Origin of the sequence: Streptococcus sp. XMC, assembly GCF_021341835.1 — a bacterium.
Classification (GTDB): Bacteria; Bacillota; Bacilli; order Lactobacillales; family Streptococcaceae; genus Streptococcus.
Map to the genome: position 1 here is coordinate 103,095 of NZ_JAJTNQ010000002.1, position 19,884 is coordinate 122,978.

At 37.7% G+C, this 19,884-nt stretch carries 24 protein-coding genes and 1 tRNA gene; 3 read left to right on the plus strand and 22 right to left on the minus strand.

Annotated features, from left to right (window positions below):
• The first annotated feature begins 95 nt into the window (after window positions 1-95).
• The 3 genes from LXO72_RS05430 (at window position 96) to LXO72_RS05440 (ending at window position 1,871) form a co-directional block, all read left to right on the plus strand.
• Window positions 96-178: transfer RNA gene (locus LXO72_RS05430), tRNA-Leu, on the plus strand.
• A 202-nt stretch (window positions 179-380) separates the two neighbouring features.
• Window positions 381-1,052, plus strand: coding sequence for a CPBP family intramembrane glutamic endopeptidase (locus LXO72_RS05435; protein ID WP_223363886.1), 672 nt, complete (start codon window positions 381-383; stop codon window positions 1,050-1,052).
• 198 nt (window positions 1,053-1,250) lie between these two features.
• Window positions 1,251-1,871 carry a tetratricopeptide repeat protein gene (locus LXO72_RS05440; RefSeq protein WP_223363885.1) on the plus strand — a complete coding sequence of 207 codons (621 nt, stop codon included), beginning with the start codon at window positions 1,251-1,253 and terminating at the stop codon, window positions 1,869-1,871.
• Window positions 1,872-2,041: 170 nt separating this feature from the next.
• Here the strand turns inward: LXO72_RS05440 and LXO72_RS05445 are convergent, their stop codons facing one another.
• The 22 genes from LXO72_RS05445 to LXO72_RS05550 all read right to left on the minus strand — a co-directional run bounded on the left by LXO72_RS05445 (window position 2,042) and on the right by LXO72_RS05550 (window position 19,854).
• The gene (locus LXO72_RS05445) at window positions 2,042-3,358 is read right to left on the minus strand and encodes a beta-carotene 15,15'-monooxygenase (RefSeq protein WP_223363884.1); all 1,317 of its coding nucleotides are present in this window, start codon (window positions 3,356-3,358) and stop codon (window positions 2,042-2,044) included.
• Window positions 3,359-3,375: 17 nt separating this feature from the next.
• Window positions 3,376-4,107, minus strand: a complete 732-nt coding sequence (locus LXO72_RS05450) for an ABC transporter ATP-binding protein (protein ID WP_233331753.1) — start codon at window positions 4,105-4,107, stop codon at window positions 3,376-3,378.
• 553 nt (window positions 4,108-4,660) lie between these two features.
• Window positions 4,661-5,536: a 16S rRNA (adenine(1518)-N(6)/adenine(1519)-N(6))-dimethyltransferase RsmA gene (gene rsmA / locus LXO72_RS05455; RefSeq protein WP_156676964.1), complete on the minus strand. Its 876-nt coding sequence runs from the start codon at window positions 5,534-5,536 to the stop codon at window positions 4,661-4,663.
• Between the two features lie 63 nt (window positions 5,537-5,599).
• A complete protein-coding gene (locus LXO72_RS05460) occupies window positions 5,600-6,226 on the minus strand; it encodes an immunity protein Imm33 domain-containing protein (protein ID WP_125329238.1) in 627 nt (208 codons plus the stop codon).
• Window positions 6,227-6,246: 20 nt separating this feature from the next.
• Complete coding sequence (rnmV, locus tag LXO72_RS05465; RefSeq protein ID WP_185776833.1) at window positions 6,247-6,831, minus strand: ribonuclease M5; 585 nt, start codon at window positions 6,829-6,831, stop codon at window positions 6,247-6,249.
• Window positions 6,803-7,588, minus strand: coding sequence for a TatD family hydrolase (locus tag LXO72_RS05470; RefSeq protein ID WP_442805157.1), 786 nt, complete (start codon window positions 7,586-7,588; stop codon window positions 6,803-6,805). Before LXO72_RS05470 ends, rnmV begins: the two co-directional genes overlap by 29 nt.
• A gap of 128 nt (window positions 7,589-7,716) precedes the next feature.
• The gene (locus LXO72_RS05475; protein ID WP_233331754.1) at window positions 7,717-8,856 is read right to left on the minus strand and encodes a tyrosine-type recombinase/integrase; all 1,140 of its coding nucleotides are present in this window, start codon (window positions 8,854-8,856) and stop codon (window positions 7,717-7,719) included.
• Window positions 8,857-8,910: 54 nt separating this feature from the next.
• The gene (locus LXO72_RS05480; protein ID WP_215672567.1) at window positions 8,911-9,111 is read right to left on the minus strand and encodes a DNA-binding protein; all 201 of its coding nucleotides are present in this window, start codon (window positions 9,109-9,111) and stop codon (window positions 8,911-8,913) included.
• A 58-nt stretch (window positions 9,112-9,169) separates the two neighbouring features.
• Window positions 9,170-10,024, minus strand: a complete 855-nt coding sequence (locus tag LXO72_RS05485) for a rolling circle replication-associated protein (protein ID WP_233331756.1) — start codon at window positions 10,022-10,024, stop codon at window positions 9,170-9,172.
• Window positions 10,025-10,260: 236 nt separating this feature from the next.
• The gene (locus LXO72_RS05490) at window positions 10,261-10,818 is read right to left on the minus strand and encodes a hypothetical protein (protein WP_233331757.1); all 558 of its coding nucleotides are present in this window, start codon (window positions 10,816-10,818) and stop codon (window positions 10,261-10,263) included.
• A gap of 58 nt (window positions 10,819-10,876) precedes the next feature.
• A complete protein-coding gene (locus LXO72_RS05495; RefSeq protein WP_215672526.1) occupies window positions 10,877-11,251 on the minus strand; it encodes a hypothetical protein in 375 nt (124 codons plus the stop codon).
• Window positions 11,252-11,370: 119 nt separating this feature from the next.
• Window positions 11,371-11,805: a sigma factor-like helix-turn-helix DNA-binding protein gene (locus LXO72_RS05500; protein ID WP_233331758.1), complete on the minus strand. Its 435-nt coding sequence runs from the start codon at window positions 11,803-11,805 to the stop codon at window positions 11,371-11,373.
• A 159-nt stretch (window positions 11,806-11,964) separates the two neighbouring features.
• A complete protein-coding gene (locus LXO72_RS05505; RefSeq protein WP_233331759.1) occupies window positions 11,965-12,114 on the minus strand; it encodes a hypothetical protein in 150 nt (49 codons plus the stop codon).
• Between the two features lie 13 nt (window positions 12,115-12,127).
• The gene (locus LXO72_RS05510; RefSeq protein ID WP_233331760.1) at window positions 12,128-13,102 is read right to left on the minus strand and encodes a hypothetical protein; all 975 of its coding nucleotides are present in this window, start codon (window positions 13,100-13,102) and stop codon (window positions 12,128-12,130) included.
• 1,098 nt (window positions 13,103-14,200) lie between these two features.
• The gene (gene rpmH, locus LXO72_RS05515) at window positions 14,201-14,335 is read right to left on the minus strand and encodes a 50S ribosomal protein L34 (RefSeq protein ID WP_003003086.1); all 135 of its coding nucleotides are present in this window, start codon (window positions 14,333-14,335) and stop codon (window positions 14,201-14,203) included.
• A 170-nt stretch (window positions 14,336-14,505) separates the two neighbouring features.
• Window positions 14,506-15,126, minus strand: a complete 621-nt coding sequence (locus tag LXO72_RS05520) for a ribonuclease P (protein ID WP_125329241.1) — start codon at window positions 15,124-15,126, stop codon at window positions 14,506-14,508.
• 85 nt (window positions 15,127-15,211) lie between these two features.
• The gene (gene jag, locus LXO72_RS05525; protein ID WP_233331761.1) at window positions 15,212-16,156 is read right to left on the minus strand and encodes an RNA-binding cell elongation regulator Jag/EloR; all 945 of its coding nucleotides are present in this window, start codon (window positions 16,154-16,156) and stop codon (window positions 15,212-15,214) included.
• Between the two features lie 15 nt (window positions 16,157-16,171).
• Window positions 16,172-16,987, minus strand: coding sequence for a YidC/Oxa1 family membrane protein insertase (locus LXO72_RS05530; protein WP_023024528.1), 816 nt, complete (start codon window positions 16,985-16,987; stop codon window positions 16,172-16,174).
• Between the two features lie 4 nt (window positions 16,988-16,991).
• Window positions 16,992-17,333 carry a ribonuclease P protein component gene (rnpA, locus tag LXO72_RS05535; protein WP_125329244.1) on the minus strand — a complete coding sequence of 114 codons (342 nt, stop codon included), beginning with the start codon at window positions 17,331-17,333 and terminating at the stop codon, window positions 16,992-16,994.
• A gap of 106 nt (window positions 17,334-17,439) precedes the next feature.
• A complete protein-coding gene (locus LXO72_RS05540; protein ID WP_223363882.1) occupies window positions 17,440-18,135 on the minus strand; it encodes a CPBP family intramembrane glutamic endopeptidase in 696 nt (231 codons plus the stop codon).
• A gap of 128 nt (window positions 18,136-18,263) precedes the next feature.
• On the minus strand, window positions 18,264-19,163 hold the full coding sequence (locus LXO72_RS05545) for a TDT family transporter (RefSeq protein ID WP_156676960.1): 900 nt from the start codon (window positions 19,161-19,163) through the stop codon (window positions 18,264-18,266).
• A gap of 142 nt (window positions 19,164-19,305) precedes the next feature.
• A complete protein-coding gene (locus tag LXO72_RS05550) occupies window positions 19,306-19,854 on the minus strand; it encodes a carboxymuconolactone decarboxylase family protein (protein ID WP_023024535.1) in 549 nt (182 codons plus the stop codon).
• Window positions 19,855-19,884 lie beyond the last annotated feature (30 nt).

The window sequence follows — 19,884 nt, forward strand, 5'->3', positions numbered from 1 at the left end:
TTTATATCACCTTAAGAGTCAGTACAGAATCACTATATAAATTCTGTTACTATTTTTTCTTGGCATTTCTTCTAAAAAGAGTATAATAGAACTATGCGGAGGTGGTGGAACGGCAGACACGCATGCTTCAGGCGCATGTGCCCCTTCGGGCGTGAGGGTTCAAATCCCTTTCTCCGCATCTTGGAAAGGTAGCTCAGCTCGGTACGGCACCGGACTCGATTACCAACGACAACAGCGAATTGTTGAGTGTGTAACTTTGCTCGTGAAATCCTAGAAATCTTTTGGCGAAAGTTTTTTAAGTCTTGAATTGTGCACCTAGTTTGACAATTCAGGACAAATGAATAACCATGTCGCCCTACTAACGTTGAGGAGAAATATTTATGCCTGATTTTGCTAAAATAGATAAAAAGTCTGTATATACTACGATCATTGGTTTGTTTCTAATGGCAGTATTGTCTTTGACAAAGATAATACCTGAACTTTCTTTGTCAGGTCTCACTGTACTGATTGGTATTCTCTTTTTCTTTGTTCTTGAACATTTTGATAAAAAATCACATATAGAATCAGGTTTGCGCTTTAAATCATTTTTCGATGATCTGAAAAAACAAGGGGTAATTCTTTTGGTCTTGCTTCCTGTAGGAACCGCCGCAGCAACTTTGCTTATCGGCGATATGATATTCAAGGGCGCTTTTGCTAGTCATGTTTTGGGAAGAACGGATGGTATGTTATCCTTCGATAAAATACCGCTCCTTATGGTTCAAATAGTAATCGCAGCCTTGGGGGAAGAAATTGCATGGAGAGGTTTCTTTCTTGGTAAGTCAATGAGAATTATACCATTTTGGCTTTGTGCCATTCTATCTTCTTTATTGTTCGCGATAGCCCATATTTCTAGTGGAAGCGTTGAGCTTGTAAGCTACGATATTTTCATGATTTTTGTTGATAGTATCATCTATGCAATGATTTATAAAAAGTCTGGGAATTGTTTGATTTCTACACTTTCTCATATTCTTGGAAATGCAACAGGAATTCTTTTGCTAATGATGTATAGCTAGACAGATTTTAATGTTATCTAGCTAATAAAGGATTTTCATTATAGGGAGGAAATGGTCACTATCAGCAAAAGTGGGCTAGATGACTTGATTTATAAAAGTATGGTTTATTTGATTAAGTTTCAATAGGTAAAGATTAGTATATTCTTGTTGAGTGATTTTATTTTATGAAGGTTGTTTATAGTTGAAAGGGGGAAATAGATGGTCTCTAAACTTGATACAGCTTGGAACTTGTTTCTGGAGGGAAAAACATCAGAAGCTAAAAAGTTGGTTGAACAAGATTTTTCCATTGATACCTGTACAGATTTTAGCCTTTTAAATCTGATGGGGTATTTATTATTGGCAGAAAAAGACTATGCCTCGTGTACCCGTATCTTTGAGAAATACATTTTATTAGCTCAACAAAATGAAGATAAAGAACATGAACACATTGGCTTACATCAATTAGCGATGATCTACAGAGATCAGGGTGATTTTCATAAGGCTTTAAAGCTCATTGAAGATGAAGAGAAGATAATTGAAGAGCATTTTCCCAATGATAATCTAAAGAAAGCTATAAATAACTACGAACAAGGCTATGTGAGATTGAAATTAAACAATCTTGATGAAGCTCTTACATTCATGAATCTGTCACTGGAACAATCTTTAGAGACTGATGATGTGATTTCTCAGGCTTGTAGCTACAGAGGGTTAGGTGAGATCTATTTAGCCTTGGAAGATACGGAATTATCCCATAGACATTTCAAACGAGCTATAGAACTTTTCGAAAGTGTTGAAGAGTTTGAAGGGATAAAGGAAATTGAGGAATTGATTAATCGATGATTTGGCATTTAGATTTTGCCATTAGTTTGTTTTTGCTTTGAAACTATGTTAGTCTAAGTTGCTAGTATTTTAAAAAGACAAGGTGTTTTATCCTTGTCTTTTTCGTTTTAGTATTGCTTTTGTTTCAATGTCAATAAGTATGTTCTTTTTGAATCAGTAACTATTCCAATTTATCTATCTTGAAATAAATAAAATCCCTTTGTAATACTATAAAAAATAACTAACAAAGAAATAACTATAAGACTCGGTTGCCAGAAACCTGATATATCTACTAAACTACGGCCTAAAAGTTGGCCAATAAAGCTAACTAAAATTAAAATAATTAAATTGAAAACTACTGATACTAATAAAATTAATACCGAATGTATTATCGCCTCGGCTATACGTATTTTAAAAAGTTGTAATCTTGAAACTCCCAGTGTCTTTAATTGTTTAATGTCCTCAATATCTTTATTAGAAGATAAAATTGTAAGAGAAATAGAACTAGTAATAATCAGAATAATTGGAGCAGACAGATAAGCAATAAAGGAAGCCCTTGCTTCTTGTACACCGTTTGCTGTATTCATGAATGAATACATATTTTGGGTGTAAAGAATAAACCCAGAAATGAGAGTTACTCCCATGCTCATTGAAGTTTGTATACTTTTCAAATAGCTAGGATTGGATAGTATATCCCAAAAGCCTGTATTGATTACATAATTTTCAGTTGGAAATATCCTCATTAAAAATTTTATTAGAAACATTTGAATTGATGGAGATAGTGATTGAATAATAAGGATGTGAATAATTAATAAAAATAATATTATGCTTGACTGTGTTGCAATTATTACTTTGTTTCTGATAAAACCTGCTGAAACAATAAAACCTATACATAGTAACCATAGGAATAAATTAACAGAGATGTTAACAAAACCAGTTATTGTAACTTTTCTTTTTTTCTTTTTTGGTTTTAATATTGATGCTATTTTAAGTATTCGACTTGAATAAAAGTAAGCTCCTATCCCGACAATTGTTGGGACTATAAAAACACTCAATAAAATTGATTGAATGTTGGCTGTAATAACTAAATCAGGTAACTCATCTCTTCCTAATAAATTTTGTAAAAATTTGTAGTAACCATCTGCCATGAAGAATGAAAGTATTGTACCAATACTACTAACAATCACTGCCATTAAATAAAACTGTCCAGATACTAATAAAGATAGCTGAGTTCTGCTTGCGCCTAAGATAGCCCATAATTGGTAATCCTTTTTAAAGATATCTATTAGCAGTCTTATATTATTTGAAATAAGGAAAAATAGAGTAGTCCCGCCAAAAACTATTAGCATTTGAAAAAGTTGTGAAGCGTTAATATTAGCAGTCTTTATTGAACTAGCAATACCAAATGAAGATGTTCCAACAATCAGGCTAGATACAAATAGTAATGGTATTGTTCCTAACCATTGTCTTTTTGAGTACTGAAATTGGTAAATGATTAATTTTAGCATAATAAATCCTCCTCAAATTAATCTTTACTACTTTCAAGTGCTTGGTAGAGCTCATCAGCTGAAGGTTTAATAATTTGTCGAGATATTTTTCCGTCTTTTAAAATGAGTGCTCTGTCAGTTTTTGAAGCCAACTCAATATCATGAGTGACCATAAAAACACATTTTCCTTGACTCGCTAAATTACAAAGTGTTTCAAAAATAAGTCTTCTTGAGACGCTGTCCAGAGCTCCTGTTGGCTCATCAGCAAAAATAATTTTACTATCAGCTATTATTGCACGAGAAATAGCCACTTTTTGCTGTTCTCCACCTGATAAGGTAGCAACTAATGACGATAGTTCTGCTTTAAAATTTAAACTATCCAACATTTTTTTAACTTTATTGCTATCAACACTCTTTCCTGAAAGTCTCAGAGGAAGTGTAACATTTTCTAGAACAGGTAGAGCGGGTACCAGATTATAATTTTGAAAAATAATTGCAATATCTTGCCTTCTAAATTTAGCAAGTTTCCCTTCTTTTAAAGTGTATGGATTCACACCATTGATAACAACTTCGCCACTTGTTGGTTCAGATAAACTTGATAAACAACTTAATAAAGTTGACTTTCCAGAACCACTGACACCAAGGATTGATACAAATTCCCCATAATTGACAGATAAAGAAACATCTTTCAAAATAGAGACAGTTTTATCTTGTCCTAGTAAAAATTCTTTTGAAAGATTTGTGACTTCAACAGCTAGATTATTAACCATAATAAATCCTCCTGGTCCCAGCGTCATATTTGATTTAATTATACAATATTGGAATCCTGTTAATATCAAGTAAGTAACTTATGAAACGTATTTTTAATGGATAAAATTTCTATTTCCTCTGGATCTCGTATAAAGGTCATTAGCGAACTAAGAATTTTTTCTATTTTCATAATAGTATCATAAACGAGGTTTCTTTGAAAGCGAAATCATAACTTTATTAAGATGTACAGCTATTCCATACAAAATTTAAACATAAAACTTAGGTATACTTAATAAATGAGAATTAAAGTTAGCTATAACGAAGATAGTAGTATATGTAAAAAGTTTTTGATACAACAGAGTTACTAAAAAGTTACTAAAATTTGAAAAATGAGTCTATTTTGAAAGATTCAAAAGTCCTAAAACCCTATTAAATCAAGGATATAAGATTTAAAAAGTGTATTCATAGAACTCAAAATCCGGCAAGTGGGTTTTCTTCATGCGCGGGTTCAAATCCCGTCCTTTCCTTCCATCATTCAAAAAGACATGAGATTCGTATCTCATGTCTTTTCTATTACTTCATTCCTGCTTCTAGAAGGCCATCTGCTAAGCGGGCGAAGTCTTCTAAACTAAGAGCTTCTCCTCGCACAGATGGTTGCAGGCCTGCAGCTTCGATCCCTACTTCTAGTTTGGCTTTGATTTCTTCTGTCTTGCCAAAGCGACTGGTTAAATTGTTCCAAAGAGTTTTACGGCGGTGAACAAAGCTAGCCTTGCTGACAGAGAAGAAGAAATCTTCATCCTTGACGGTTACTGCCGGTTCTTCTCGACGCACCATCTTGAGGATGGCAGAGTCGACATTTGGTGCTGGCACAAAGACGGTGCGAGGCACGATAAAGGCTACCTTAGCCGTCATATAGTATTGGACTGCAATGGATAACGAACCATAAGCCTTGGTGTTGGGCTCAGCTGAGATACGGTCTGCCACCTCTTTTTGCATCATGACCACAAATTCTTGGAAAGGAATCTTGGATTCAATCAAGTGCATGAGGATTGGAGTCGTGATGTAATACGGAAGGTTAGCCACTACCTTGATCGGAAGGTCCGGATTTTTAAACTCCGCGATGTACTGGTTGAGGTCTACCTTGAGGATGTCTTGGTTGACAACCGTGACATTGTCAAAATCACGCAAGGTATCCGCCAAAATGGGAACCAAGCGGTCATCGATCTCAAAGGCCATGACTTCTGCCGCATTTTCCGCCAAAAACTCAGTGAGGGCTCCAATTCCAGGACCGATTTCGATGACATTGACCTGCTTATCAATCTCAGACGTATCCACAATTTTTTGAAGGATGTTGGTATCGGTCAAGAAGTTTTGACCAAAGGATTTTTTAAAGGTAAAACCGTGACGCTCAAGGACTGCCTTGGTCACGCTATAATCTGCAATTCTCATTTTTTCTCTTTTCTAATCAGTTTAGGGTGAGACATACACTCTCTTTTTTCTCCGCAGGCTAGTCTAACAGTCTTCTACAAAGGCATTTTGCTCCGCTTGGTAGACATAAGCTTCCCCATTCTTATCTAAGACAGTCTCCAACAAGGGCTCCATTTCCAAGGCGTCTTCAAGACTGATGATGGTAATCTTAGACGGATCGTCCAAGTCTTCCTGGGACTCATAACCTGTAAAGAACTGCCAACCACTATCTTGTGGATGATGAGGGACATCGTGAATCGCCCAATTAATCTCACGTCGTAGGAAGCAATCCTTGGTAATCATGGCCCCTCTTTGCGTATCAAGATTCAGCGGAGGAACCATCAGGCTTGCGATATGTTCCTGCGCAAAATCCAGCTCATCTCCAAGCTGGATGGAGGTAATATAAACCGGTTGATTGGTTAAACGTCCTTTAAATTTTCCATCACGAATCTCAGTCAGTTCAACCCACATACGCTCTGCTCGACACCCATTCTCCATAACTGTATCCAGCACAAAGATAAGACGAACCTGATCTCCAATCTTCAATTGGTCGATTTCTTCTTGACTAGGAATCAAAAAATGTCGCGGGTTCTTTTGGTGCTCCACTTGAACATTCTCTAACGAAAAGCCCAGCTCTTTTTTCTTATCTTTAAATAGGTCGAACAATCCCATCTTCCACCTCTATCTCTTTTTTAATAACTAGCCATCGTTTCTTCGACTTGCGCCAAACAAATTCCAAACAACTCCAAACGTTTGAGCAGTTGTTTGCCATTACAATAGCCGATGCGTAAGGCTTCGCCTAGATATTCCCGTCGTTTGCGACTGTCACTGCCCATCAGCAGGCCGAGTCGCATCAGATCTGACTTGGTAATATCAAAGAAATGCTCATCTTCATAGGAGCCCACCAGTCCAGCAAGGGCTTTTTCCAAGTCTTCAAAGCTGGCATGTTCTACTCCCAAGGAACGGCCCTTGGTTTTTGATTTGGGCACTGCCTCACCACGATTTAAAAAGGCATGCTTGGCTTGCGGAATTTCTTGCATGATGATCTTCCGAATGCGCTCCCCATTGTAATCCGGATCCGTAAAAACTATGACTCCACGCAGCTCTTGCAAGGTGGCAATTCGTTCGAGGTCATCTTGATTAATGGCAGATCCACGTGTCTCATAGGTATCCACCTCATAATAGCGTTTCAGATTAGCCGTATCGTCCTTGCCTTCAACAACAATCACTTCTGGTATTTTTCTTTTCTCAGTCAAGGGCAAATACCTTTCTCGCATTATCATAGGTGGCTTGAGCTACTTCTTCACTAGTCATTCCACGAAGCTCTGCAATAAAGTCTACTACATAACGGGTATAGGCTGTTTTATTTTCCCGCCCCCGCTTAGGAACTGGTGCCAGATAAGGGGCATCTGTCTCAACCAAAATCTTATCGAGCGGAAGGCCAGCTGCGGCTTCTTGGACATCTGTCGCCTTCTTAAACGTCACTACACCTGAGAAGGAAATCATCATTCCTAGATCCATGAAGCGTTTGGCTTCTTCAAGACTACCGGAGAAGGAGTGCATAATTCCACCTCGTGGACCCACTCCTTCACTCTTGATGATGGCGTAGGTATCTACAAGAGCATCACGCGTATGCACTACAAAAGGCAAGTCCAAGTCCTTAGACAGTTGGATCTGACGGCGAAAAACCTTCTCTTGAACATCCTTAGTTGCTGTCATCCAGTGGTAGTCCAGACCGATTTCTCCTAGCGCAACTACCTTGGGATGTTTCAATTGTTCAAGCAAGTAGGCCTCTACCTCAGGACTATAATCGCCCGCCTCAGTAGGATGCCAACCAAGGGTGAGATAAACTTCTGGGTGCTGGTCTGCCAATTCTAATGCTCGCTCAATGGTCGGTTTGTCAAAACCAACAATATTATGGGCAATGACTCCCATCTCTTTTGCTAGTTCTAATTCCTCTTCTTCTCTCCCTGCAAACTCTTCAACGTTGAGGTGAGTATGGGTATCAAAAATGTTCATGGTTTGATTTTTCATAATTCCTCTTACTTCCTAATAGCATCCCGATAGGCTCTACTATGCGTTTTTCAAATTTCCCTACTTCCTCATGTTTCCCAATAATTTCTCCTGCTTTGGTTAGTTAATGGTTAATCTCATGGTTAGTTTTATAGAGAAATTCGATTAAGTTTTTCCTTGACATCATCATGCATATTCTGCGTTACATGGCTATAAACTCTAAGTGTGATTGATTCATCAATGTGACCGACACGTTCCATGATAACTTTTATAGGAACCCCCAACTCCGCTAAAAGACTAATATGGGAGTGTCTCAGCATGTGGATGCCATAAACTCTCCCTTCCCCTAAAACTGTATCACATCTATCTTTGATAAATTGATAGAGTTTAGGTTGCCTCATGATTTGCCCTTTACTTGTCACAAAAATAAAGACTTCATCAAGGCAGTTCGTCCTAAAATAGTCAATAATCTTAAGGCATCGTTGAGACAGAATAATCGTTCTGACAGAACCGACGGTCTTAGTCGTTGTCAATACCCTCTCGTCGTATTTATGGGATACATAATCTATCGTATGGTCAATTTTCAGCAAGTGATTTTCAAAATCAACATCCTCATATCTCACACCAATAAATTCAGCAAACCTCAAACCAGTTAAAAAGATAAATTCCATTGCCAAGGTGTACCGAATTTCCTTATTATGGCTGTTACAATAGGCAACTACTTGACCTAGCTCTTCTTTGGTAATGAAATTTTCTTGAGCTTTTTTCAGCTTTTCATAGTCACGCTTAACTCTTGGTATCACAACGTTTTTGACAGGAGTTTTTGCAACATATCCAATCCGCTCGGCATAGCCAAAGATACCATTGAGATAGATTTTTCTATTTTTACGAGTGACATTCGCAATATTCAACCCCAACAAATACGATTGTATCTGTGGTGTTGTATAGTCCGAAAGTCGCAGATTTCCAACTTCTTCCATGAAGTGATGTAGAAAATTCATCTCACTTTTAAAGCTGGCTGGCTTGATTTCACTTCTACGAACATTCTGCCATTCATTCAGTAATTGGCTAAATGTCATATCATTTATTTTTTGAAGTTCCAACTCCTTCTTTGTGGACGCAGATAAAACTTTATCTATCTTCACAGCTAACCGCCTTTTGGCTTCTGACTGTGACACTCTTGACTTAGAGTTCATGGTCACAGTAACCTGCTTCCATTTTTGTTCTCTATCGTCGTAAAATTTTTCATAAAAACGATATTTACCATTTTCCAATTGTTTATAAAACATATCTTCTCCTTTTTATAAAAGAAAAGCTATGTAGCATAGCCTATTATACCATAACTACATAGCTTTCTCACGCTTCGATTGTTTGTACCTCAGGAATTGACGATACCCTTCTACATTGACATACACTCGTTTATGAGAAGGTTTAAGTATCGCCTCCTGAAATTGAGATAGCTTTCGCATTTCTGTCAAATCATTATTTAAAGTTTTCAAAGGAACATCAAATAACTGAGACAAGTGCTGCTTGTTTTTATACATTTCGTTATCCACAAAGTCCCCTCCTCATGTTATAATGAACCCATTGAGAAATAAGTTCTCAATTTTTATTGGGCTTGTCAGCTGCTCCGTTAAAAGTATCTGACAGGCTTTTGACATTGTCGTAAAACTCCGTGGTATATTCTTTCATACCATATGGAGTTTCGTGTTTTGTAGTCCGTGAAAAATTTGGTGGGCTATTTATATTAAAACTCTTCATGATCTCTCCTTTGGTTGTGGTTGCCTCTAAGGGATTTTTAATCCCTCTGCTTGTACGATAAATTCGAATACCCTTGGGATACATGTACAGGCGAGCTCCCTTGACAATTGCTTTTTTATCAGATTGATTATCCTCTAAATCCAAATTTGAAAGATAGGCAATAAGGTAGTTTCCGACTTTATCAGCCCGTTTCAAACGTTTGGTTTTGGTAAAGCCTTTTCCCCACACATCGGCAAGGTTACTGTTCGGAATGGTTAATTTGGAATCATTCTTTAAGAGTACATGCAAGTGCCATCTCCCACTAGCTTGTGGTTCAATCACTGTTATGTAATCTACCTGTCCAAATTCAGCACGAACACGTCTAATAAATGATTTAAAATCCTTATAGACAGTATGCGGTTCCGTGACATGCTCACGATAAGTCAATGTAATCCAGAGCTGATTGTCTCCTCCAGTAAAATTATGAGCAATTAGACGACGCAATTTCTTCATGGTTTGCTTTGTTGACTTTAGATTATCCAATCGAGTCTTACCAGTCGTATTCATATCACGTATTTCACCTGTTTCAAGATTTACATAGCGCTTACCTTCTATCACTTTGATAGTTTGTTTTTGTTGACCGTTAGCGGTTGTCATTTCGAGCGTATTACCATACACGTAACTTTTTACAATTTTACTAAGTTCTATTTGCTCCATACTTTATACCTATAAAAATATGCTTCGTGCTTTTGTATGACGCTTATCAAGTTAAGGCGTCAAATGTTTATCTTTATTCCAATTTCCTCCTTGACAACAAGTAACCTGAGCCGATTCTTTATGTCTTGTCGGTCGATTTCACTACACTTTCGCTCCGCTACACGACCTCCCAAGCCAGTCTAATCTTGCTCAGCTTGCTGTCAAGGAGTTTTCTCGGCATAAAAAGCAAACTGATTTTATGAATTTTTTAATCGAAACAAAGCACTCTTGAGGCCTCTCACATCCTTCTTGTCGCAAATAATAAATACTAAACGGCGAGAATCATGATTGTTATATGTATCGCAAATGCCATAGAAACCATGCACCCTTAGGTAATAAGCCCATTGTTCTCGCATTTTTAGGATAATTTTTGGTTCCAACTCACCAAAAATATCAAAACCAAAGACAATACATTTAGTCTCAAATTCCTCAATGCCATTGCTACGTTTGCAAATTGGAATGATTTCATCTGCAACATGATCCTTTTGAATTGACTTTCTTCCATCCTTAAGGATGATTTCTTGCTCTTCAAAAACTTGATGAGAATAATAAGCAAATTGATCAGAATTGATTTGCTGTTTCACTGACCGCATTAGAGTCATTTGAGTTTGAAAAAGGAAATCATTCCACTTCCTCTCATTATCTTGCTCCTGCACTTTAGCAAGGTACTCGTCCAGTTTTTTCTTGGTAAACTTAAAACCTTTGATGATCATTTTGACTGCTTTTTTAGGTAACTCTTCAATAATTGATACCATTTATAACCTCCTTTAAAAAAGCTAGTCAGATAGGCCATATCTGACTAGCCTAAACATCTTACAACTCTACAATCTCATCAGATTGAACGACTTTTGCAGTTAAAGACAACTGATTGCGAAAGTCACCATAGACAACAGCTTTTTCAATATCGATAACCTCACAGGTAGTTACCATTGGTTGAAAAGCGGAGTAGTCTTCGACTGAAGCAAATGGTACTTTGACCATGATTTGCTCTCCAACATTAGTCTTTTCGTTCGGGTATTCGCTGTTATCTTTATAGATAAGCAGTGAGACCTTAACACCTTTTTCAACCTCAGTGCCTGCTTCAGTTTTTTCAACCCAGCGGGTAGCAGAAATGAAGCGAACTTCTTTTCGAGAAAGAAACTGCGAAGCATTAAACTCAGTAAAATGTGATAAATTTTTAAGTGACATAAGCACCTCTTTCTAGTATCAAAAATTATAATTGAGCAAATCGTACTACATATTTTTGCTTGACAATAAAATTACCTCCTCATGTATAAGGAGAAAATATTAACTAACTCGGAGAGAATTTAAATAATATTTTCTTCCATTAGGTTTTTCTTCATTTTTTCTCTAGCATTTTCATAGTATTTCTTGGCTGTTTTATCGCTGATACTATACATTCTTGCTAACTTTGAAAAACTCCAACTATACTCCACTTGTCCTAAGAAAATTTCTCTTTCAATCTCTGTCAAAGTATAAAGTGCTTGTCTTAGGTGATTCTTTTCTTCCTCATGAATCAGAATCTTTAGAGGGTCTCGGTTATCAGAAATCGTATCAAGTAATTCACCACTTCCGCCTACATTTACTCTATTCAAACTACACAAGCCATATGCCCTATCTTTCCGATTTAAATTTTCTTCAATTAAGTACAACTGTCTTAATACTTCTTCCCAGTTTCCTTCTTTAGACGCTCTTTGAATAGCATCTTCTCTCTTTTGTGCAACCTTTCCGTTTGCTTTCATAGCGTTAGATCCTCCTTTTGGATTTACCAACACTACGCAAATAGGATGTTTAGTTTCTTGATTTTTCGAAATGAATAGTTCTGTTATCGTTTATGGCTAGTCAGATGAATAAAAAAATAGCAGTTATACAAAAAAGTACAACTGCTATGTATAATTATATTACAGAACAATACCACGAGAAGTATATTTATTCTTTAATTTTCCTGCAAAAATCGCTTTATTTCTCATAAAGGATAACATTACTAAAGGTTCAGCAAAATCACCGAATTGTTTAGGAAAGTGAAGACCACGATCCATAAGTTCACTCAATATTAGATTTCTCCTAAATTTTTTTCTTAAGTGATTTTTTATAATAATTAATGATGTAATTCACACTTTTTACAATTTGTGACGTTCTTTCTTCATTTTGATAGGTATTAAATTTTAATGTTCCTAAAACAAAATTGGTCACAGTATAAAACTCGTCAAAAGCTAATTTTGAACCATTTTCTTTTATGATATCAGAATGCTTTATATAAGTAGCGGCCTCTTCTGAAATATTAATTACATTCTTATATAATACAAAATCTTCAAATAACTCTCTTTCATACGCTAAACCACTATAACCAAAGTATGGTTTTTCAACCATGTAGGCAAAATCTTCATAAAAAAATATTATCACACCGATATTATTATTGTAATCAATATCATGGGATGCATCCACAATCTGAAATATTGGTTGTTTTTCACCAAATAGCGAATTAATTTTTTCCTGATAGTCTTCTTCTCTGCAACCTTTGGATAACCTGATTTTTTTATGAGATTTTAATAAATTTTCAGAATCATCACCTAAATTATATTGTAATTTAGGTAATTCAAATTTAGAATAATTTTTATTTTTATGGGAAGGCGAATCTATTATACTTCTTCCTAACGCAGCGTAATCAATCGGTTCATAATGGTAACTATCTTTATTGAATTCTGAATCATCTATTGTGCTTTCACTGTCTAACTTAAAGTTATGGTGCTTATTTAAAAAGTCTGATAAAGTTATCCCTGATTTGTATGTCCCATTTGGATAACTTGATACAAATTTATTAATAAGTATTTTTGTTGTATTAACCTTACCTCGGTTTTTACCACCTTTCTCACTATAACCTTGAGTGATTGCTGAAATTTTCCAAGCATAATTCTTGTTGTTATAATACTGTTCAGCAATTTCCTGTCCACATTCTCCCTTAACAAGGTATCTATACAGTACTTCTACTCGCTCTTCAACACTAGTCGTTAAAAAGTCACTTAATAAACCAAAACTCATATCTTATCTCCTATATTTTACCTTTCCGCATATATATTGTTCCATTCTTTTTAACTGCTTTATAATCTGCCATCTTTAACATTGTTATTGTTTTTGCAAACTGTTCAGTTTCTCTCCCAGTATTAAAATATACCTACATCGAAAGTCTTTTGCTTATAGCTATACACTTAGAGTTGAAGAGTTATAAAACTCATACAATGACACACCAAACACATCACTAGAAAATACTTTTAACTTTCCACTAAAATGACAACCAGTTTTTTTGTAACGTTCTATTGCATGCTTTTTAAACACTCTACAAAATTGTTCTCTTTGGGCAGTAATCATAATTTCTGTTTTATGATACAACTTATATACTTTAGCAGTTGAAACAGAATAAACTAACATATTGAGTTACTTTTTTATACTATTATACCATATTAGTTCATTATTGTTTTATATGTTCCTTTTAATGCGTTTATTAGTAAACATTTTAATGATAATTTATCATTAAAAGGGGCTAGCGTCTGTCAATGAATTATGAATTAACAAACTATATTATCCATCGTATCAAAGAATTACCGAATCAAAAAAATCTAATACAGTAACAACTTTCTCTATATTCAGAATTAGATACCAAATATATTAAAAAATTAGAAAATGGCCATTTCAGCTTTTGTTTTGAGACACTTTCAAAGATCATAGATATACTTAACATAGATTATTTTAAATTTAGTAAAACTCAACATAGTAAAACAATGAACGAACTAGTCAGTCATCTCACCACTTTTACAGATGAAGAACAAGAAAACAACATTTAATCCATTTTACAATTAATAAAATAAAAAGAGGAACTCATCATGAATTCCTCTTTTTTTATATGCTACATTGTGCTTTTCTTTGGTTAGTTTTTTGGTTAATAATTTTCTTCAAGTTCTAAAAATGTGTTAAATTCAATGATTTCCAATTGAGGTATGGGTATCAAAAATCTGCATGATTTTCCTTTTCTTCTGAGTTTTTCTTCTTTCTATTATAGCAGAAAGAGCCTCTAAATTCACTTTCGGCAAAACAAAAACCAGTAGTCTCGAGTTTCTACTGGTTTTTAGTTTTTTATCTGAATTACGCAGCCAAAACTTTGCGTCCTTTACGACGACGAGCTGCCAATACGCGACGACCGTTTTTAGTTGCCATACGGTGACGGAAACCATGTTTGCGCGCACGACGAAGTTTACTTGGTTGATAAGTACGTTTCACGATGAATACCTCCTCATAGATTTTGTATTCGTTTAGCCGGCTATAATGTGATCAGTTACTAAACATACTTTACTATTCTATCTGATTCACGCCTGTTTGTCAATAGCTATGAAAAATTTGTTGGGTCAGGTTCTATGATTCCGCTTTTATTGGGCTTCTCTTTCTATCCTTTAACGAGTCGCTTCATAATAAGGAAGTAGGTCGTCCATTCCTTTTTTTAATTCCTCAAGAATGGCATCTTGACTAGTCGCTTGCGATAGATTGACATCGACTTTTACCAAGACCTTTCGGACCTGTCCAGTTCCCACACCTTTGAGAAGCCGTAGGCGATTGGCTTCTGTCCCTTGGAATCGTTGACTGACACCTTCTATTTGGGCAAAGTAATAGACTGGCGAAGAAACCGGAAGAGTTAAAACGCGGTTCTGCTTTTGTAGACTCTCCTCATCCTTCTTTCGTTCGATAAAACTTACTTCCAGGGACACACCAAAGTCCCTCGCATCTCCATAAAGTCGCAAGGCAAACATTGGATCCGTGATCTCTCCCTCTCCTTGGAAATAAGCCCAAAAATGAGGGCGAAGGATTTGAGCTTGATTCATCCACTGACTGGTCCGGTCTTGTTTTAAATGCGGAAAGAGCTTCTGAAATTGGCTGGCCAAGTGGGTGAATTCCTGCCGAGCTTCTTGCCCTAACTCGCGATACCCTACCATTCGATCTGCATCCTCACCAGCTTTAGCAGGGGCTAGGTACTTGATCCCCTGACAATTCAAAAAGTCTCTCATCTTACTATACATTCTAGTTTTCCTTTCTCAGACAAAAAAGGAGAGAGCAAGCTTTCACTCCTCTCTCCCTTTAGTATCTTCCTTTTTAGACGGCAGATTAACCTTCAATATCGACGACAACGTAACGATTTGGTTCTTCTCCTTCAGAATAACTGGTTACTCCATCCATTTTCGATACGATGCGGTGGATGATCTTGCGTTCGCTATTAGACATTGGATCTGTATGTTGCGCTCGACCTTCTTCTAGAGCACGACTTGCCAATTTTTGCGCATAGCTTTGAAGGACTTCTGCACGGTGTTCAACATAATCATTAACGTTGATCGCAATGTAGAAATTCTTAGAATACTGATTGTAAAGGTAGTTCTGTGCCAACAATTGAAGGGCCTTGAGAACTTTCCCGTGGTAGCCAATGACACGACCTGGCTCATTGGTATCAATCTGCATATTGATAGTGCGACGGTTGTAGCTGCTTGAGATGCTAGCTTCGACATCCATTTCATCAATAACGGTTTGAACATAGGCAGTGACATCAGAGACAACCTTTTCAATGTCATAGCTTTCTTCTACTTCAATGCCCAAGCCAGCAAAATCAGACGTTTGGCGTGACTCAGCTTCGTTAAGACTTGAATCGAGAATCTCTCCATGACCTTGTTCTTCAAGAATGGTTTCAGGAGCCTTTTCATGTTTGAGAATCTCAGCCTTCACTTCTTCAGAAACTTCTTGGCCTTCTTCTTCAACTTTTTTAATCGCTGCTACCACGCGACCCAAATCAACAGTTTCTTCACTGACACTCTTGACAGGTTCGTTTTGAGCATTAATTGCCTCAGGAACTCCCTTAACAGCTTGTTGATTGGCTTTTGTCACTGTAGTTTCTGCAATCGGTTCGATATCTACCACAGCTGGCTTCTTACCAAAGAGACCGAGGAAGCCTTTCTTTTCACGAGAAACGATTGTAATATGTGCTTTCATGCGCGGGATATCTAATTCTTTCAAACCATTTTGAATGGCTTCTTCAACATTGATTCCTGTATATTGGACCATCTGTCAAACTCCTTCTTAGTTTTTCTTTTTCTGTGCTTTATTAAATGCACGTCGTTTTTGTTTCTCTATATCTTTGATTGCCTGTTGCTCTGCTTCACGCGCCGCAATGATCTTAAAAGGATTGTTCAACAGGTAAGTTTGCCCAACTTGGTAGGCATTGGAAACTACCCAATAGAGTGCAACCCCGCTGGCTGAGTACATGGCGAAGAAGAAAATCATCACTGGCATTGCATACATCATGGCTGTCATTCCACCATTTTTTTCTGGCATGGCTTTGTTGCTCAACCAGGTACTAAAGAAGGTGAAGACCGCTGCCAAAACTGGCAAAATAAAGGTTGGGTCTGTTGCGCTCATATCCAACCAAAGGAAATGACCGACTTTTAGAAATTCTACCCGACTCAAGGCTTGGAATAAGGCCATCAAGACTGGCATTTGAATGAACAATGGCAAGAAGGCAGAAGAAGTCTTGACTCCTTTTTCTTTATAGAGGGCCCGCATTTCCTCTGACATACGAGTGCGGCTTTCCAAATCTTTCCCAGGGTACTTGGCCTGGATTTCTTTCACTAGAGGCTGAATCTCCTGCATTTTGCGCGAGGAGGTCATTTGGTATTGGAAAACTGGTAAAAGAATGGTCCGAATCAAGAGAGTGAAGAGGATAATCCCGACTCCGATGTTTCCTCCAATAGAAAGGAAACGAATGACTTCTGCAAAGAAGTAAACGAATTTTTCCCAAACTCCTGATGATTGGGAAGTCACCTCAGACGTTCCACAGGCTGTTAATAAAAGGAGGGCTCCTCCGAGTAAGCTAGCTACTTTTAGTTTCTTTTTCACGTAATTACCTTTCCTGACGATAGACTTGCGCTAATTTTAATACATGGACTAGATTTTTTTCGACCTGGTCAAAATCCAGTTCTTCAACACCCTTTCGAGCAATCACAACAAAATCATCTGCTACAAGATGATCCTGGTGCTTCATTAAAACATGCCGAATCAAGCGCTTGATTCGGTTGCGTGTCACAGCATTTCCTAATTTTTTACTCACGGATAAGCCGACACGGAAATGGGGCTGCTCTTGCGACAAACGGTAGATCACAAATTTTCTATTCGCACAATTCATACCACTTTTAAAAATGGCATTGAAATCTTTTTCTCGCTTGACACGATAGCTTTTTCTCAAACTCCCACTCCCTCTTTTAAATTTATTCTATTATACCATAATTTCAAAAAAAACCAACGACCTTCTGGCTCTTGGTTTAAAGCCTCCTCCAGTACCGTCAAAACGACTAGGAGAAGAGATGCTGGATGATGGACAAGATAATGGGTAAGCTATAAATGAAGTTCAAGCCGATATGAGCAAGGATGGGATAATACAAGGAACCCGTCTTTTCATTCAATAATCCAAAAATAAGGGCGGGGATGGTATAGATCAAAAAACTCAAAAAAGTAAAAGGATGCTGGAGGAATTGAAGTCCACTATAAATAAGGGCTGGGGCCCATACACTAGCATAGAGGGGCCAGTTTTTAAAATAAGTTTGAACAAGGGCACCACGGAAGATCAACTCCACTGTCATCGGTCGAATGACGACCACTAATATGAATAGGATGAGAGAGCCTATAGCTTCTAAATTCACTGGAAAGGAGTGATAAATAGCTAAACGTCCTTTGGTGAACCCACTAAGAAAGTAGTCTAGCCAGTAGATGGCACAACTGGAGAATATAGTAGCGTAGATAGCGGGAAGGAATTGTTTCTTCTTTGCCCACTGAAAAACGGTACGTGGACTGTATTTCTTTACCAATGAATAAACAAGCATCAAATAACCTGCCTCTAAAAAGAGAAGGGTCCAAAAATAGCTAAGAGCTTGGCCGACTTGGTTGCTGATTAGTTGGGCCAACTCGCGAAATTGTGGCCGAACTAAGATATAGAAGACCAGTAGTAAAAGTGGATAAAAGAGCTTGGCCTTTGTCTTTAAAAATTTCATACATTCCTTTCGAGGGAAACAAAAAATGATTTATTGCATCTTACCATATTCATTCCTAGGATTCAATTAGAAAGTGAACCCAAAAAGGTCGAGACAACCGTCTCTGACCTCTAATTTCTATTGGAATGCTAGTTATCCCCTTTTATGTAAATCACAAAGCCTATAAGCACGGACACAAGAATGGCTAGACACAGAATAGTTTCTAACCATACAAGAGGCCTTAACAGAGAACTGTGCAATAGGCCTTGGGCCATTTTCAGGGAAGTAGCTGTGATGACCGTCGGGAAGGTTAAAGCTGAGAAGGCTGGTTGAAAGCCCTCTTTTATCATTCTGGGTAGGCGCGTTAAAACGAAGAAATAAAAAGCTTGAGAGACTCCAACCATGGTGTATAACAGCCAAACCGGTAGACTGGCTCCACCCACACGAACCAGGGCCGCTAACAGAAGAGAAAAGGGGGCACAATAAATCCCTTCTTGTCCCAATAAGTGGCTCGGTAAAGGGCTGGTTTTCAACCCCTGGTAGATCAAGGGGTAAAGAATCGAGGTTAAGACAAAGCCAAAGCCGAGAGTCAGATAGGCCAGCTCAACCACTCCTACCACTGGATAGGTCAAGGCTGCCACAGCAATCCCCACATAAAGGACGGTCCAACTAGGGGTGGCATTGGCTCTTGGTTTTGCCAATATATGAGTCTTGGTAAAGTAGAAAATCAAGCCACAATCTAAGAGGAAGGCAGTCCACCAAACTGCCTGGGCGAGTCCTCCAAATGTCGGAAAGAGTCGTAAGAGATAAGTCGATAGAATCATCCCTGCCATGGGAAAGGTCGCCATCCCAGACAGAAGGGCCGGTTCTTGTAGTTCAATCTTGGTTTCTCGCCAGTAGATCAGATGGTGACACAAAAAGAAAGCCCATAGGATCAAACCCGTCAAACTGAAGAAATGAGCCAGAACTGGGAAAGTATCAGACAGAAGGTTTCCCGCTCCTGCTAAACCTAATAGACAACCTGAAAATGCTAAAGGAATCTTTTTCATCTTGATCTCCAATCATTTTATCGCTTTCAGTATACCATAAAAGAGAAGGAAGCATATCAAAAAAGAAGTTAGGCATAAAAGCTACTTCTCATTTCCTTATTGTTTAGCTCAACTCCATCATGTCACGCACAAGCTTTTTCGGTTACGCGTAGGGTTGCAATTCTGGGTTGATGGGTGTGTTTGCTAGGTTATTGGCATAGTTACAGAGACTAGCTAGACTCACACCTAGCACCACATCCAAAGCATTTTGGTGACTATAACCTGCTTCCAAAAATTCAGCTAAGGCTTCATCCCCAACGCGCCCCTTGGTATTGATCACTGCTAGGGTGAATTTAGCCAAGGTGTCCAGTTTCGGATCAGTTTCGATTGGAGTACGATTGCGCAGAGCTTGAAGAAGGTCATCGTTCATTTGGATTTGCTTGATCGAAAACGCTGTATGACCTGCCACACAGAAGGCACAACCATTGGTCACCGCTGCAGTGATTTGGACCACTTCACGTTCAACTGGTGTCAAACTGTTGCGGCGGTTAATCGCACCGACTGTACGATAAGCTTCCAAAGCTGTCGGTGCATTAGCTAAAAGACCGATGAGATTCGGAATGTAGCCGTTATTATCTTTTTGGACGGTTTCAAGAACCTCTTTTACCTCTTCTGGTGCTGTCTCAACTGTATGAATCTGGAATGTTGTCATAAATGTACCTCTTTTTTCTCTTGGTGACAC

Coding starts and splice junctions, on each gene's coding strand:
- LXO72_RS05435 (WP_223363886.1), top strand. CDS start 381: ATGCCTGATTTTGCTAAAATAGATAAAAAGTCTGTATATACTACGATC.
- LXO72_RS05440 (WP_223363885.1), top strand. CDS start 1,251: ATGGTCTCTAAACTTGATACAGCTTGGAACTTGTTTCTGGAGGGAAAA.
- LXO72_RS05445 (WP_223363884.1), bottom strand. CDS start 3,358: ATGCTAAAATTAATCATTTACCAATTTCAGTACTCAAAAAGACAATGG.
- LXO72_RS05450 (WP_233331753.1), bottom strand. CDS start 4,107: ATGGTTAATAATCTAGCTGTTGAAGTCACAAATCTTTCAAAAGAATTT.
- rsmA (WP_156676964.1), bottom strand. CDS start 5,536: ATGAGAATTGCAGATTATAGCGTGACCAAGGCAGTCCTTGAGCGTCAC.
- LXO72_RS05460 (WP_125329238.1), bottom strand. CDS start 6,226: ATGGGATTGTTCGACCTATTTAAAGATAAGAAAAAAGAGCTGGGCTTT.
- rnmV (WP_185776833.1), bottom strand. CDS start 6,831: ATGCGAGAAAGGTATTTGCCCTTGACTGAGAAAAGAAAAATACCAGAA.
- LXO72_RS05470 (WP_442805157.1), bottom strand. CDS start 7,588: ATGAAAAATCAAACCATGAACATTTTTGATACCCATACTCACCTCAAC.
- LXO72_RS05475 (WP_233331754.1), bottom strand. CDS start 8,856: ATGTTTTATAAACAATTGGAAAATGGTAAATATCGTTTTTATGAAAAA.
- LXO72_RS05480 (WP_215672567.1), bottom strand. CDS start 9,111: ATGTATAAAAACAAGCAGCACTTGTCTCAGTTATTTGATGTTCCTTTG.
- LXO72_RS05485 (WP_233331756.1), bottom strand. CDS start 10,024: ATGGAGCAAATAGAACTTAGTAAAATTGTAAAAAGTTACGTGTATGGT.
- LXO72_RS05490 (WP_233331757.1), bottom strand. CDS start 10,818: ATGGTATCAATTATTGAAGAGTTACCTAAAAAAGCAGTCAAAATGATC.
- LXO72_RS05495 (WP_215672526.1), bottom strand. CDS start 11,251: ATGTCACTTAAAAATTTATCACATTTTACTGAGTTTAATGCTTCGCAG.
- LXO72_RS05500 (WP_233331758.1), bottom strand. CDS start 11,805: ATGAAAGCAAACGGAAAGGTTGCACAAAAGAGAGAAGATGCTATTCAA.
- LXO72_RS05510 (WP_233331760.1), bottom strand. CDS start 13,102: ATGAGTTTTGGTTTATTAAGTGACTTTTTAACGACTAGTGTTGAAGAG.
- LXO72_RS05520 (WP_125329241.1), bottom strand. CDS start 15,126: ATGTATAGTAAGATGAGAGACTTTTTGAATTGTCAGGGGATCAAGTAC.
- jag (WP_233331761.1), bottom strand. CDS start 16,156: ATGGTCCAATATACAGGAATCAATGTTGAAGAAGCCATTCAAAATGGT.
- LXO72_RS05540 (WP_223363882.1), bottom strand. CDS start 18,135: ATGAAATTTTTAAAGACAAAGGCCAAGCTCTTTTATCCACTTTTACTA.
- LXO72_RS05545 (WP_156676960.1), bottom strand. CDS start 19,163: ATGAAAAAGATTCCTTTAGCATTTTCAGGTTGTCTATTAGGTTTAGCA.
- LXO72_RS05550 (WP_023024535.1), bottom strand. CDS start 19,854: ATGACAACATTCCAGATTCATACAGTTGAGACAGCACCAGAAGAGGTA.